Origin of the sequence: Bacillus sp. (in: firmicutes), assembly GCF_031983925.1 — a bacterium.
Lineage (GTDB): Bacteria > Bacillota > Bacilli > Bacillales > Bacillaceae_G > Bacillus_A > Bacillus_A pacificus.
In genome coordinates this window covers 407,545-422,365 of sequence record NZ_DALYZR010000003.1, presented here as the reverse complement: position 1 = coordinate 422,365, position 14,821 = coordinate 407,545, and the positions used below count along the sequence as shown (strand labels likewise).

The window sequence follows — 14,821 nt, the reverse complement described above, 5'->3', positions numbered from 1 at the left end:
AACACCCTATAGAATAGACTTTTTTCAATTGTCTATTCTATAGGGTACATTTTAAAATGGATGTCTTCTTTTTTTGTAATAGGAAAGTATTTCTTTACGTTACCAAATAAATCTAATAAAAATTACTTTATTATTATATAATGAATTAATAGTTATATTCAATCAATAAGACTTATTTATAACTTGCTGATCCATCAGTCATAGATACCCAGATACCTAATCTATCTTTCAAACTATCACCAGTATGCATTCTTAAGTAAATTGTTTTAGCTGACATATTTTTATAGTTTGTATATTTAAAGTATAAGCTTGATTTTGCTGTAATCTTCTGTGAACGATTTTCAGTCTTACGACTAATTGCAAGTTTATCATCACTGAATGTACCAGCTATAGTATGTATATTTTTACCATATACTTTATCGATGTAATTGTTTCCATTATGAGTGTTTAAATATACTCTAGCACTATACGACGCATTACTAAGCGCATTTTTACCTGTAACTTTAATTGTTTTGAAACTTCCAGAACTATAAGGAGTAGCAGCTTCTTCATCATTTTCAATATCTAATTCAACAATGTTATATGAACCGTCAGGGTAACGATTAACTTTTTTCGGGTTTTCCGCAGTAGCTGCAAATGGATTATTAACCATTTCTAATTCAGTATAATTAAATAATACTGCTTCACCTGATGTTTTCTCTGAATCCAGAGGCTCATCATTTTGTAATTTCGTAATTACGCTTGAAATATCAGATTCCGAAGCACCATCTTGTCTCATTTTTTCTGCAATTTCATTATAATCTCCAAACGTTTTTTCATCGGCTGAGGCTGCCTTTCCTCCAATAAATAGTGTGAAAACAAAAAGAATACTAAATAATGATTTTTTCATTTTGTAAATTCTCCTCTATTGATTTCTTTTCTAAAATAATTTAGAATGTTGTAAATATTGAATGATATCTTAAAAAAGGGAGTTTTTGTAAATGTTTGAGTTTACGCTATATGGAACACCAATTCTTATTTCTTTTTTAGCAGGATTTTTAACATATAAATTGTTTAACAAATTATATGTTGGTCTAACAATTTCTATCGTAATAGCATACGGTATGTCTTTTATGTTTTCAGAGCAAAAAGTATTTTTTACTGGAATCATAGGAACCTTACTTTACTTTGCGACAGCGACCTTACTGGAAAAAAAGAAATAAAATTAATGACTCGTTTTTGCCAAAGATAGTTTCATTGTCTTTGGCAATATTTTTTTGTATAGCAAACTCACAAAAATCTTTCATCAATCCTCCTTTTCCCTATACCACATTAATTTGTTGCTCTTCAAAATTAGATTCAATGTATGAAATCTGATCTTATGTAAGTACTTCAAATTTGTAAGCTATGTTACATAGCATGCTCATTTAGGTGGAGATTGTAGATACAGTCGTTTAGACGCATGTTACATATCCAGTTTTTGTACCTAATTCTCTCATGACATTTCTTAAGTTTAAAAAATAAAATATAAAATACCAATCAATATCTAATTTTGTTTTTATTTCCCAAAATAGGGGCTCTATGTATAAGTCTAAAGATAGATTGATTAAAAAACAAGGCTAGTTATCTATACAACTGTTTGTTATAATTCTAATAAGAAATATATTATATTACACCTAGTGTACATTTCAGAAAAAACATAAATTATTAAAATTATTCCATGTAGACTAAATGTTTTAGTCTGTGCTTATTGCTGGATTTTTAGGTCTAGCATCCCAAAAATGAAAAAAACAAGCGGAATTTTCATAAATAACTGTAAAAAAGTAAAATTCTCGTTATGGGGGTGTCTTAAAATCTTAGGAGGCAATTACAATGAATAATGGACGTTATCAGTGTGGCTGGCAAAAAATAATGGAATTATATGGATAAGGCGGGCAGCGTGTTATAGATTCACTAAAAGATATTGCTCCTGATCTCGGTAAATATGTTGTTGAATTCGCTTTTGATGATATCTATCCTCGAGAAGGATTAGACCTCAAACAACGTCAATTGGTTACAATCGCATTATTAACTACACAGGGTGGCTGTGAACCACAACTTAATGTCCATATTAATGCGGCACTTAATGATATTGTTTTCTCCATCTCTTTTTCGTTTTAGGAGAGATTTTGTTTTGATAGCTTGATAGGGATGGGGTACTGCCTCATCCCTATCAACTTAAGTATTTTATAAAAGCACAAAACAAAAAGAACCATCCCCCCGCCAACCTGGCAAAGTTATGGTTCATATCATACATGTAAATTAAAGAACAATTTGGCCATGTAATTAATCAATTAATGACCAAATCAAGATCAATTCCCATAAATATCTCTAAATCTTATATACTTATTTAATTATAAATTGTCTTAAAGCAATATATTTAACCATAATTTGGCCAAAAATTAAAAGTCATATCCAAGTTCTTTCCTTACTTCTGTTCTATATCTCCTAAAAAAATGTTCCTTAAACACAACACTTTTCGGATAATAATTTACTACTGTGGTATCCGTAGGAATAATACCTTCATTATGTAAATGTATCATAAAATCCTTTATATTTCTTTTTTCACGCTCTATCCTTTCCTTGCTTTTTTGTTTCACATATTCTAAATGATTATTTATAATCTTTTGACATAGATCCGGGAAATGTCTGCGGGCTACTTTATAACTAATTCCAAATTTCTTTAAAGCCGTTTTTATTCCCCATTTGTACATACTTTCATCTTCGATAATATCCCCTATTCTCTTCTCTAAATTCCTTATTTCTTGTAGTTTCTTTTTCTTAAGAAATTCTCTATATTTCTCATCTATCAATTTTTTTAAATCTGGAAACTGCTTCGATAATATCGAATGATGAAAACCATATAAATCCGCAACTTGACTAAACGACATTATATTCCTAGTTTTATCAAAATTATCCAAATACAGAACTAAAATATGTTCCATCTTATCTTTATCCTGTTTTTCAAATTTTTTATAAGTTTTACTTCTTTTCTTTTTCTGCAAGTATGGAGAAATTGCTTTTAAATCAATATCATTCAAAAACAAGGTATCTATAGACACTTCTAAAATGGTACACATTTTGGTCCAAAATTCAATTGGTGGAATATGAATTCCATAAAACCACGTTGTCATTCTTTTCCTATCATAATTTAATTGCTTCGAAAAATTCGTAAAAGATACATCCTTATTTTCATTCAATAATCTTGTGAAAAAATAATTTATTTTTTCTTTCAAGGGTACTATCGTTAAAAAAGAACCACTTTTTATTAAATCAAGATATGTTCCAACAATATTTTTATCAGATTCATGTATGTGTTTGAAATTATAGTATTGATAATATTCCATATTTCCTAGATTACTATTACAATACGGACAATACCCTAAACGAATGTAAGTAGTAAAGTAAGGTATTCGCTTTTTACAACACGGACATTCTTCTTGCAAATATAAGTTATGAATATTGCAAATTTTAACATCCTTTAAATTCCAGATTAGTGGTTCATAAACTATAGAGCCCTTTAATTCCCACCCACTAAAACAAATTGGGCACCATCTTTTATATCCATTTATCAAAGTTGATTTATTTAAAATTGCTGACCAATTCATTAGGGTTAACTGGTTTAAATCACTTTTATTTGTCAGTTCTTCTAATATATTTACATACCTTTGAGCTACCTTACCAATTCCATTAATATATTTTCCTTCCTCGGTCTTGAAAGAATTCCGTTTACTAGTCTCCATAATACAAGGATAGATTGTTCCAAGCATCAAATTAGTTAGTGATATATTATGAGCATGGGCTAAACGACTAATATAACTAGTTAAACATTCTACATAAGCTGTACCTTTTTCCATAGGTTCCAATCCATAAAGTTGACTTCTTTTTGAATACAAGTCCAAATCATGTCTATCTTCAACTATAATAATATCAAAACTATTCTTCATCCTTATTTCCACCTACTTGATCCCTATTCGGTTTTCTAATCCCTACACCTTTTTTCTTTGAATGTTTGTTTTTCCTTATATCTGTGTTATCAATACCTAATTTCTTCCTTACGTCTAGTATCTTTTCTGATGTTTCTATAAAACAGATTTCTCCTTGTGCCACTTCATCTACAAGCTTAGAAATTTTATTTATTGATAATGCTGTATTTCTCAAATGATTCATTTCTAACACATCATCATTATTCTCCAAAGCTAATTTTAATGCTCTACTTAACCAATCTTTTAATATTCCTACACATCCTATAGTTCTCTCATATATGAAATCCCAATACTCTAATAAATTAGGTGATTTTTCTATAGGCAAACATTCTAGAAGTCCTCGAATAATACCCAAATAATTAATAAAGTCTTCTTTATTAGATAGATCATATCTAGGAAAGTGGATATCTAAAGTCCTTCGTGCCAATTGACCATTTAGGTTAACAAAGTTTTTTAATTCATATGTACCCACTAATAACTGAGGAACCTTAGTCAAATTTGATAATGATTTAAGCGAATCTAATTGGTCTAAATACTTCCTTGCTGATGGGACCTTAATAAAATGTTGTGCCTCATCAATTATAAATACTTTAGGTTTACGATAATAAAAAGCATTTTCTAATGATCTACGTAATTCTGGAGAAGTTAAATAATGAGCTTCCCTTGCTCTAGGTTTCCTCTTTGATTCAATTTTATCTTCATAAATAATTTTCTTATCAATTAATGGTTCCTCCATAGAGCTTAGTACTCGTACGTAAAAGTCCTTCCAATTAAAAACACCACTATCAGGAGAGATAAGTTCTACAGACACAAATGGAAGAATAGATTTATCTTTTTCTAATTCAACCATCATTTCATTTAGAATTTCTTTCTTTAATTCATATATAAGTGTTGATTTTCCAACACCGGATGGTCCTAACACCATAATAATCTCATTTCCAGAAGGCTGTTCTATCAATGATTTAAGCTCGGACATTATTTGCTTCATTTTTGGATGAATAATTTTTACACGTTCGAATTTTTTCATCTTCCCTTCCATAGTAGTTTCTTCTTTTATTATAGAAGTCTCTTTAATCAATACCCTTACCTCTCTTTCACAGATTGATTAGCTTTCTATAATCTTGAAACTTGGAATATCCTCTATGTCTATCTCCCTAAATTTGGATAAAGATTTTTGAACCTCCATGTCATCTGCCGATAAAACTTCCCCAAACGTACCACGGGATTTTTGATTTTCTTGTTCAATAATAGCTTGTTTTATTACCTTTTCATGACTTTCAATTGTTGGTATAAACGTTGCTATTTGTTTAAGAGATATTCTTCCTTTAATACCTAATTTATATCTAATCTCTTCGGTAATTATTTGTAATTGTTTATGTGTTTTTCCCTCTAGAAGATAATAATATTCTGATATGCATTTAACCCATTTCTTATTAACATATGCATATAAAATTCCAACATTAAAAGGATCGTATTTTAAATCCACATTAGTTTTTTCAATTTTCGGATTTTTAAACCCCTCATTCCAGTACCAAACATTATTAAATACAACACCCTTACCAGGCTGCACTAAGCCTTTTCCTCTAGGTGTAGATGGCAAAGTTGATAAAATGAAGTTTTGATCATATGAAATCAAATTCATCTCCCTCTTTCCTCCTATTGCAATTCCTATATCAAATTGATTTTTAGGTGTCGTCCCTAGACCAGCATGTATTGTATTTTCATAATAGTCAATCCATTCATAGAATAAAGCATTTAACTTTTCTAATGTCCAAATTGCAGAGTTTTTTGGATTTGTACTCTTTGTAACAACTCTTACCTCTTTTGTTAATTGGGTATTCCCTTGTAAATTATGTATAAATAAGGAATTGGTTACTCCAAATAAACGCTCTATAACACTTCCAAATCTAGCCTTAGCTGGAGGTCTTTCCTTCTTATTAATGTTGTATTGCGCACATAATACATCAAAATATAAACTATGAAATTCTTTACCCCCATCAACTACCAAATTGTTTGGAAGCCTTCCGTTCCTTCTTACACACTCTCGTAAAACCATCATAATTGACCGATAACTAGGGGAATCAAAAGTTATGTAATGAGCTAGAATTTTTCTACAATACGCATCTATTAGTAAAGTAAGATATGGTCTACGAGTCACTTTTTCTTTCCCATGCATTAAAACTAATTCTATATCTAATTCTGTATGATCAATATGTGCGATTTCAAACGGTCTATCACCATGTTTAGGGGTATATCCTTCTAGATACCAAAACTCTTTTGAATATGCAGCTCTTTTACCTTTTCTGCTTTTTACTACTTCATAACTTGAATAGCCATTAACATACTTTGTAAAAGTTACATAACTAGGAATACTAAGCCCTTTCTTTCTACATTCCTCTATCAATAAACCATAGACAGCTTTTACACTCAATTGCTTAATATTGTGATAATACTTTTCTATAACTTCTTTCATTAAATCTTGAACAACCGTATCAATTTTCGGCATCCTATTTCCTCTTTGTTGTTTCTTTGGTAGCAAACCTAAAAAACCATTTCCATATAATCTTTCAGACTCTTCAAATGCCTTTTTCCATCTTCGTATAGTTCTATTACTATATTGGTTATTCCCACCTTCTTCACTATGCTCTTTCAGTAATTTATATCGACCATAGGCCTCCTCAAGTGCCTTTGGTGAAACGCCTTCTAACAGGGTTTGTCTATATTCTTGTTGTTCATCTATGTTATTATTCTGATTTAGAAACCGAATAGCCCCTTCCTCATCAAGAGTTTTAAAATTTTTTTGAGAAATATTTACTAAATTATCTTTTTCATCTACCAATGATATAATGTTATTCCCTACATGTATAACATTATAGATTTTTCCATCCCATACTAATTTAGTACCCTGTTGAAGGAGATTAGGAGCTACTGTATATGCTTCTTCTCTATCTGTATTTTCAGCAAAATTCATTTCATATATTTGGGACAATTTTTGATTTAAGAATAATGGAGCTTGATGATGCTCAGTTAAAACATACTTATTTAAATCAAAATAGACATATTTTCGAGCAATTATGGAGTAAATATCATCTATAGTTAAAGTATAGTAAGATTCTAAAACTTCCTCGATTGTAATACCATACTTAGAGCTGACAATATCTCGCATTAACCTTATTTTCTGTTCATCTAATTCTATCCATTCTGATGCAGTTATATAATCCTCAAGCACTTGAATATTTCTAGAAAAATTCCAATTAATCTCTTTAGAACTCCTTAAATAAAACTTCAAACCAAAACGTTCCGCAAATTTTTCCCCTGGTGGGCACCTCCAATTTCCCTCCAAATCTCGCATATACCGATTTGGAGATTGTTGACTTAATTTTAAAAGTTCTTCTTCCGTTTTCCATTCTTCCCATCCAGCTTCATTTTCCCTTATAACAAAAAAATCTGGAGTAGAATTAACAGTCACCTTACGATTATTCTTAGACATGTATTCTAAAAAAATTGGATTAGGTTGATCATAGTATTCTAAAACTGACAGATCATATTCCATCTTATATATTGCATTCAATTCAATTCGATGACTTTCATATTGAATAGTCACCCCCATCTTCCTACTAGGATAACGTCCTGGTACATTCCCACGACCACTTTTTACTTTTCTACTTGGAGGAGACATCCTGATCTGATTAATTAAATCTTGTGCTAAATCAGACATTCCATTATCCTTACACCATTTAATAAACTCAGTCTCTTGTAACATAAATTCACTCCTTTCAAATATTAAATTGTTTTTCTAATTCTAAACGAACTTGATAGAAGTACTCTTTCAACTGGCGATTTTTAAAAAGAAACGGTAATTTTAACTCCTGCTCTAATAATTTTCTAGTAGGAAAAACATCTTGTAAAAAGTAGTTATAACAGACTTCTTGTATCTGCTCTTTTAAATTGGACATATAAAGAGATCTTTTTTCAGCTTGTATTTGATGATTACGTTCTGAGATTTTCTTACACTCCTCCGGAAAATTAGTATAAAGAAACTTTGTGCTACATTTTAAATCTATAGCAATATCAATTATTGTCTTCACATCATCTTGTTCCTTACTTATTTCATTCAAATAAGTAATAATTTTTTCATTACTTAATGTGCATCTATCTCTTTTTTCTGTTTTTTCATTGATATCATTAACTAATACATCAGGTGTTATCTTGATTTTTTCACACTCTTTATACAATGTTTGTATTGGAATATTGAAAATATAAGCAATATCTAGAATCTTATTTAGCGGTGGGATAGTGCTTTTATTTAGCCATCCCCATGCTGTTGTTTTAGGCACACCTATATAAGTCGCAAATTGCTTCACATTTCCATTAAAGCCGCTTTGAAGAATTAAAAACAAATTTTTATATAATGTATGAATACTAAAGCTATTTTCTCTAAATAAAATTTCTACATTTCGGGAAGTATAATAATCTTTGTGGTCTGTAAATTGAAGAGTATTAAGTGAATTAAAAAGGTGCGATTGGCAATACGGACATATACCAATTCTGCTCTTTCTATGCAAGAATGGAATTACCTTATTACAAGTAGGACATGTTTCTTCTAAATAAATTTTATGATTTATACATACATTATAAGTCGTAAGAGACCAAATTAATGGGTAATACAACAATCCCTTCTCCATTAGTTCATTCAAACATTTAGGACACCAAGCTAAACTTTTTCTTATTAAATTTCTAACAATGAACACTTCTTTAAATTTTGAAAGAGTCAACTTCTCTAATTTTTTTATACTTGTAAGATATTCCAAAGTAGTTATCATATCTTCGGCATTCTTTCCAATACCATTAATTGTCCTAGCCCCATCATAAAAACGATTTCCCCCTCTCTCGATACTATTTAACAAATACTGTTTCTCCAATATTGGTGCTATTTCGTAAGCTAATAAATCTCCTAAATGAACAGCATGCACTTCCGCTAATCTAATAAGATAGCTCAATAAAGATTCTACAAATGGAGTATTTATTCCTTTAGGACATAGACCGTATAACCGACTTCTTGTTAAGTCTTGAAACAATCAATCACTCCTCTATCAAAAAATACTAATTTTAAGAATATTTTATCATAAGCTACTAAAAATCATAATCCCACGATTAAAAAAGAAAAAGCACTCGTCAGAGTGCTTCTCTTTAATTCAACTTCTTATCCTTAATATTTTATATGTTACTCTTTAAATTACATCTCTAACTGGTAATTTACTAATTTTCCATTATGACATTGTATACTCTCAATTAATCCATAGTCTCGATCTTTGCTACCATCAAAATTAGCTAATAGTTTTTTATCCATTTCAAAGTGAAAATTAAATTCCGTTTCTACTCGTTTCTTCAGTGTATATTTAGCTACCACATTTTTTTCTTTATCATATATCTTTAATATTCCATAACAATCTTTTTCATTTATTGTATGATATATCTCCTCTTTTAATTTATTAGTGACTATACATGTGTAGGATTCTCCAACCTCTGTTTTATCCATTTGATTTGCTAAATTCCCAAAACAAGTTAGAATTCCCTTTCTATCTTCACTTTGATATAACTTTATCACAAATCGAAAATTAGAAACTGTTATAGGTAAAGTAAATGTTACCTCATGTTCAACAATGCTGGAAGCAGGGTTTTTATAAACCTCCAAAATTGGAAAATTTAAAGAGAAAAATTCCATAATATCAGCTTTATTCCCAACTAAATAATCTACGTCACAAATTTTATCTATTTGAGGTAAATATCCTTTTCCTAAAGGATCCTTATTCATCCTAATTAACTTTAATGCAATGGAAATTAACATTAATGATAGACACACTATAACAAAGAAAGCCCCACTACCAATCTTCAAAAAGTTACCTATAGATAATTTAAATCCCTCTGAATAATTAAAGCCTCTATAAAACTTTAGTGTTGTTCCCCAAACCAATATAGAAAAAAAGGTAATAATTAAATATACGTAATACAGCACACTTAAAAAATGATCTTTTGACAAATTATTCTCATAGTTAATTAATGTATTTCTTAAATCTCCTTTATTTAAGGAGTATGGCTTTAAAATTCTTTTTAAACTTTTAGAAGCTGTCACTAGTTTATTTTCAAAAGTAAACGCAATAAATAAAGCTGAGAAGGATACTAATGACATTATGCCTGTAAATAACCAACTCAATAAATTTGTAAGATCTTTATAATCATTATAACTCTTATCATTATAAGCATTACCTAAATCTAAGAAAAATACTAAAACAAATGGGATTAAGAAAAAAATCCACATCTTCCATTCCTTAAACAATATCACTAAGGCTTTCAATAACATTATAAACAACCTCTTCTTTTACTACATCAGGAAATGATACTACAGATTCACTATCCAAATAAAAATATGTTTTCCATTCATTAAAATAATAAGTAAAACTAGTTACTTCTCCATTTATAAGATGCTCTCTCAACTCTTCAGAACCTATATCATTGATTTTTATTTTCTTCACTTGTGTATTTTCATAATCATCGAAAGAAATTGGTTTTTTTTGTAACAAATAAATGTTTACTAAATCAAATCCCCAACTATCTTCATTAATAAATTTATCCCTACATATATCAAACAAATTTATTTTTTCCAAATGCATCGATATTTTTTTTTCTAATTTACTTATGACAAACCCTATTTGACTCTCTGAACTTCCGAAGCAACAAAGAATTTTTCTTTGTACAAAATATAACAGAAAAACACTTTTAGGTTCCCGCGAGATTATTTTATCTTGAACCTTAATAGGGTCTAACCATTTGTATGAAATTTTTATAATTTGATCATTCATGTAAGAAATATCATATTTATCGTAAGTAATTCTTTTTGGAGTAATAGAATGTAATTTATCTATTTGAAAGTCACTATTTACCCTATATAATATACAATCTTTTTCCATTAAAAACATTCTATCACTCCTCTATTTTTTATTATTCAACTATCGCTATTTCTTCATCTTCAGAAAGCTCTTGTTCCTTTTCTTCTTCATCATAACCAATATACTTTTTAATTTTTAATATATCTTCATTAGAATCATCATAACCCACTGAATCTAAAATAATTTTGTTTTCTTCATAAAAACTATAAAGCATCTCTAGATTATTTTCATCATCTAAATCCCATTTTTCTAGATTTCCAGCAATAGATTTAATGATTTTTAATGAGCTATTTTGAATTACTTCATTAATTAGTTTATCCCCGTTTATAAACTTTTCATAAATTTGTTTCAATAAATCTGAAGTTCCTTGAACATTTTTTAGACCAGTACTACATAATTCTATATACTCTGACTGAATAATGTCTATAACTTGTTGTTTAAATATATCATCATCACTATCAATTACAACAATTTTTAATATATCTTCTTCTTTTCCTTTTAAAGAAAATAGAGTTGTAAAATCTACATCATTATATGTCATGTCAACTTTAAATGATAAAATATCGCTCCCTAAAGTGATATACTGACATGCTAGCTGAGAAGATAATAAATTCCGACCGTTTATAGTGATATTACGTATACCATCTGTTGTGTGTTTTTTATTTTTTGTATTAAATTTTATTTCTTTGAAGCGTGAAAAAATTCCTTTTTCATGTAAACGAGTGAAAATGAAATCTAATAGAACTGCTGTTTTAAAGCTTGCGCTTCCAATTTGGTTTATTTGATTTATACTTTCTCTAATTCTATAACTTTGAATAGGCCATTTTAGTACAAATCCCAAATAATCTTTAATTACATTTTGTACCTCGTTATTTCCAGAGAAAATTGTTAATACCTTTGCAGTTTTATCTAGGCTAATTTTTATTCTATAAACTGCAGATAGGGTATCTAAACATCGCTCTCCTCTCCTCCAATAATCAGAATACTCTTTCAACCTAACAGTTAATTTCAACATTGAATCCCCATTTTCAATGTCCTCAATCGATATTAAATACTTATCTTGAAAAGGCATATTATGTACACCTGCAATTGAAATCCCTGACTCGGCTTCAGTTAAAAAATTTAAGTGATTAACTTTATATGTATAAGCTGGTAACCCAATTGATTTAGTCATTACTGCCATCTCAACAAAGTCTTCTACTTCATCAGGTTCAATTAGAGTTGTTAGGGATAAAAATTCCTCTCTAATTTCATTTTTTTTATAATTCTTTTTTTCAGGCTCCCAACCTGGACGCTTTAAGGTGATTATATTAGCAACATGTTCCTTTGGTATCTTATTAAACACTCTTTCTAAAATCCCACTAATATTCATACCAACTTTTCCTCCCAATGTATTGTAATTTAATAATCTAAAATCATTACAATACTTTAAATAATTTTATAAGCCTCACTATCCATTGTACCAAAAACACCCAATTATTTCCCCGATGAAATTCGTCTGGTATACAATTTCACAATAAATTCTTTTGGAGCACTCTATATTCCTTATAGTTAGATAGGTATTCAAAAAGCTACTTCCTCTTACCTTATGATATAAAACCACCCATGCGTTCAAATTAAATAAATTTCATTTATTAATAATTCGCACTAAATATCTAATACTTTAGTTTTGCTAAGAAAATATATATTTTAAATTCAGTTATTTTCTTTTATCATCATGGGCCAATAATAATAAAATAAAGACAAACCCTAACGTTTGAACTGGAACGACAACCTTAGTGTGTATCAAAATCCAAACACTCCCTAATACCATTAAAAGAGCTACTAAAAGCACTAAAATTCTTGTATATAAAATATAATTCAATATACTATTCCGAAACAATAAAGACATAAGCATAAAAAGAAGTAAAAACAATGCGAAGACATTGGTTAAGTGGCCTTCTTTAATTAAAAATAAAATATAAGTAAAAAATGAAGAAATAACCAGTTTTATATTATAGGAAAATGCTTCAAAAATTTCATTTCCCATTTCTTCAGAATTAGTGTCGAAAAATGGTTTCAACATATCTTTGAATTCACCATCAAAATTTATGCTCGCCTTAATTTCTGGAAAAGAACCTACTATTATTGGAATAAAAATTAAATATATTACTAGTATTAAATGCGTGCAAACTAAAAGTGGTTTTCTTACAAATTCACGATTAACAACCAAGTATCTATACACATGAACATAATGTATTAGCATACAGATAAAGAATATAATTAATAGATTCATCTTTAGTTTACTAAAAAGCGGGAGTGAAAGAGCTAAACAGGTTGAAATGATTAATAATACTATCCAAAAGTTATTTTTTTGATCCCTTTTAATCACTTCAGCTTGATTCGTAAAGTATTGTTTAACACTCATTCGGTTATCATTATAACTTCCAATATATATATTTTGATTCTCAGAAGATTTCCTTAAAGAAAATATTAACAGTACCATATCAATCGTGAATCCTATTATTGTCAATACACTTGCTGTATCTCCTAACATAATTTTTATAATCCCCTTTTTTATTTTTTAGTTTAAACAAACCCAATAGCTAGTATCTACACATACAATAAATTAATCCATTATCATCACCATTTCCCACTCTTTATTAATATATCTTCACCCTAAATTTAGGAAATGGAAGGTGTTAGTATCATCAATACAACCCCTTCTAACCCACTTAACATAATTTGCTTTAACAGCATATTTTCCTTTAATTTTATTTCGCATGAGTTCCTTGCTAACATCCAACTTGAAGGAAATTTTATCCTTCAAGTTGATGAGCTCATATTTCAAATATCCACTATCAACTCTTTCAATATCATTTGATTATTATTTTTTATCCAACATCCGTTTTAATCTTAATTAATTATTTAAAACATCTATTACATAATGTAAAAGGACACTATATAGAACAGTATTTATCCGAACTAAAACGTCCATTTCACTTTATTTCCCCTTAAAATATCTAAACATAGTTATATTTCTATTAATTTAGTACAAAACTTCTCCTTAATATTCACTATGTATTACCATATTTTTCAAAACCAAATAATATAGCACTAGCATCAAATCATAGTATGTTTAACATTCCTATAAATTCCTTACTTTTAAGGGTAGTATTTTCTATATACTTAATACCCTCAAAATATAGAACACCGTCTATATATTCTAATTTTACTGCCTGCTTCCGTTGATCCCAGTTAGTTAATTTACATAACTGATTATCTTTAAATTCATAAATGTACACATTACCTCCATCAATAATTGATTCATATACATCACCAATAATAAGAGCAATTAAGGACTCACTAATCCAAACAGCATCTTTGGGTATATATTTTTCATCTATCGGACCTATAAGCTCCTGTTTTTTTCCTGTGTATAAATCCACTAAATATAAACTACACATTGTTTCCCATTCAAAAGGAGCTAAAAAAATAGCTTTTAATCCCTTAGGGGATATTTTAGGTTTTGAAGAAATACAGTTAGCTAAAGTTTTTCGTGCCCCATATTCTGTAACTAATTCAATTTGATTATCTGAATGTCTATACCTTAATTGATACATCTCTTCTCCTTCTTTATTTTCTATCATTAATTTCTATTTATCACTAATTATATTGTAATAAATTGGTACTTACAAATTGATATTGCCTTTAATTTATAGATTATAGTATAAATTATTGAACCATTATATTATAAATTAATATTTTAATATGTTACAAAAATGAATTTACCATAAATTCAAAAAATTACCATTATAAATTAATAAACTCAATTTATTTACATTGGTTTTATTTTCCCATTTTTATGAAATGTCCATTAGCATATTTTCC

Annotated in this window: 11 protein-coding genes and 1 pseudogene; 2 read left to right on the top strand and 10 right to left on the bottom strand. The window is 28.8% G+C overall.

Translation table 11 applies throughout. The features are described from left to right. Positions 1–172: 172 nt before the first annotated feature. On the bottom strand, positions 173–889 hold the full coding sequence (locus RTP99_RS13645; protein WP_000749037.1) for a DUF5626 family protein: 717 nt from the start codon (positions 887–889) through the stop codon (positions 173–175). Between the two features lie 91 nt (positions 890–980). Between RTP99_RS13645 and RTP99_RS13640 the strand changes: the two genes are divergently transcribed. Beyond that, the gene (locus tag RTP99_RS13640) at positions 981–1,202 is read left to right on the top strand and encodes a hypothetical protein (protein ID WP_000461430.1); all 222 of its coding nucleotides are present in this window, start codon (positions 981–983) and stop codon (positions 1,200–1,202) included. 721 nt (positions 1,203–1,923) lie between these two features. Next, positions 1,924–2,106: pseudogene (locus RTP99_RS13635) on the top strand (carboxymuconolactone decarboxylase family protein); the annotation flags it as partial. A gap of 314 nt (positions 2,107–2,420) precedes the next feature. On the opposite strand, the gene RTP99_RS13630 reads toward RTP99_RS13635, so the two are convergent. The 9 genes from RTP99_RS13630 to RTP99_RS13590 form a co-directional block, all read right to left on the bottom strand. After that, positions 2,421–3,965 (bottom strand): TniQ family protein, encoded by a 1,545-nt coding sequence (locus RTP99_RS13630; RefSeq protein ID WP_000797843.1) that lies wholly within the window; start codon positions 3,963–3,965, stop codon positions 2,421–2,423. Next, positions 3,955–5,082 (bottom strand): TniB family NTP-binding protein, encoded by a 1,128-nt coding sequence (locus RTP99_RS13625; RefSeq protein ID WP_000588996.1) that lies wholly within the window; start codon positions 5,080–5,082, stop codon positions 3,955–3,957. The genes RTP99_RS13630 and RTP99_RS13625 overlap by 11 nt, the downstream gene beginning before the upstream one ends. Positions 5,083–5,109: 27 nt before the next feature. Further along, complete coding sequence (locus tag RTP99_RS13620; RefSeq protein ID WP_000938795.1) at positions 5,110–7,767, bottom strand: DDE-type integrase/transposase/recombinase; 2,658 nt, start codon at positions 7,765–7,767, stop codon at positions 5,110–5,112. Between the two features lie 13 nt (positions 7,768–7,780). After that, positions 7,781–9,082 carry a TniQ family protein gene (locus RTP99_RS13615; protein WP_000484935.1) on the bottom strand — a complete coding sequence of 434 codons (1,302 nt, stop codon included), beginning with the start codon at positions 9,080–9,082 and terminating at the stop codon, positions 7,781–7,783. A 158-nt stretch (positions 9,083–9,240) separates the two neighbouring features. Beyond that, positions 9,241–10,365 carry a hypothetical protein gene (locus tag RTP99_RS13610; RefSeq protein WP_000924691.1) on the bottom strand — a complete coding sequence of 375 codons (1,125 nt, stop codon included), beginning with the start codon at positions 10,363–10,365 and terminating at the stop codon, positions 9,241–9,243. After that, positions 10,334–10,981, bottom strand: a complete 648-nt coding sequence (locus tag RTP99_RS13605) for a hypothetical protein (protein ID WP_000479525.1) — start codon at positions 10,979–10,981, stop codon at positions 10,334–10,336. The genes RTP99_RS13610 and RTP99_RS13605 overlap by 32 nt, the downstream gene beginning before the upstream one ends. Positions 10,982–11,003: 22 nt before the next feature. Next, entirely contained in the window at positions 11,004–12,323 is a 1,320-nt protein-coding gene (locus RTP99_RS13600; RefSeq protein WP_001026986.1) for a hypothetical protein, read from the bottom strand. Between the two features lie 327 nt (positions 12,324–12,650). Then, positions 12,651–13,487 carry a hypothetical protein gene (locus RTP99_RS13595; protein ID WP_000900171.1) on the bottom strand — a complete coding sequence of 279 codons (837 nt, stop codon included), beginning with the start codon at positions 13,485–13,487 and terminating at the stop codon, positions 12,651–12,653. 571 nt (positions 13,488–14,058) lie between these two features. Beyond that, positions 14,059–14,553, bottom strand: a complete 495-nt coding sequence (locus RTP99_RS13590; protein WP_000284465.1) for a hypothetical protein — start codon at positions 14,551–14,553, stop codon at positions 14,059–14,061. Positions 14,554–14,821 lie beyond the last annotated feature (268 nt).

Bases quoted from the DNA above. Each gene is read 5' to 3' on its own strand.
- RTP99_RS13645 (WP_000749037.1), bottom strand. From the start codon at position 889: ATGAAAAAATCATTATTTAGTATTCTTTTTGTTTTCACACTATTTATT.
- RTP99_RS13640 (WP_000461430.1), top strand. From the start codon at position 981: ATGTTTGAGTTTACGCTATATGGAACACCAATTCTTATTTCTTTTTTA.
- RTP99_RS13630 (WP_000797843.1), bottom strand. From the start codon at position 3,965: ATGAAGAATAGTTTTGATATTATTATAGTTGAAGATAGACATGATTTG.
- RTP99_RS13620 (WP_000938795.1), bottom strand. From the start codon at position 7,767: ATGTTACAAGAGACTGAGTTTATTAAATGGTGTAAGGATAATGGAATG.
- RTP99_RS13610 (WP_000924691.1), bottom strand. From the start codon at position 10,365: ATGTTATTGAAAGCCTTAGTGATATTGTTTAAGGAATGGAAGATGTGG.
- RTP99_RS13605 (WP_000479525.1), bottom strand. From the start codon at position 10,981: ATGTTTTTAATGGAAAAAGATTGTATATTATATAGGGTAAATAGTGAC.
- RTP99_RS13600 (WP_001026986.1), bottom strand. From the start codon at position 12,323: ATGAATATTAGTGGGATTTTAGAAAGAGTGTTTAATAAGATACCAAAG.
- RTP99_RS13595 (WP_000900171.1), bottom strand. From the start codon at position 13,487: ATGTTAGGAGATACAGCAAGTGTATTGACAATAATAGGATTCACGATT.
- RTP99_RS13590 (WP_000284465.1), bottom strand. From the start codon at position 14,553: ATGTATCAATTAAGGTATAGACATTCAGATAATCAAATTGAATTAGTT.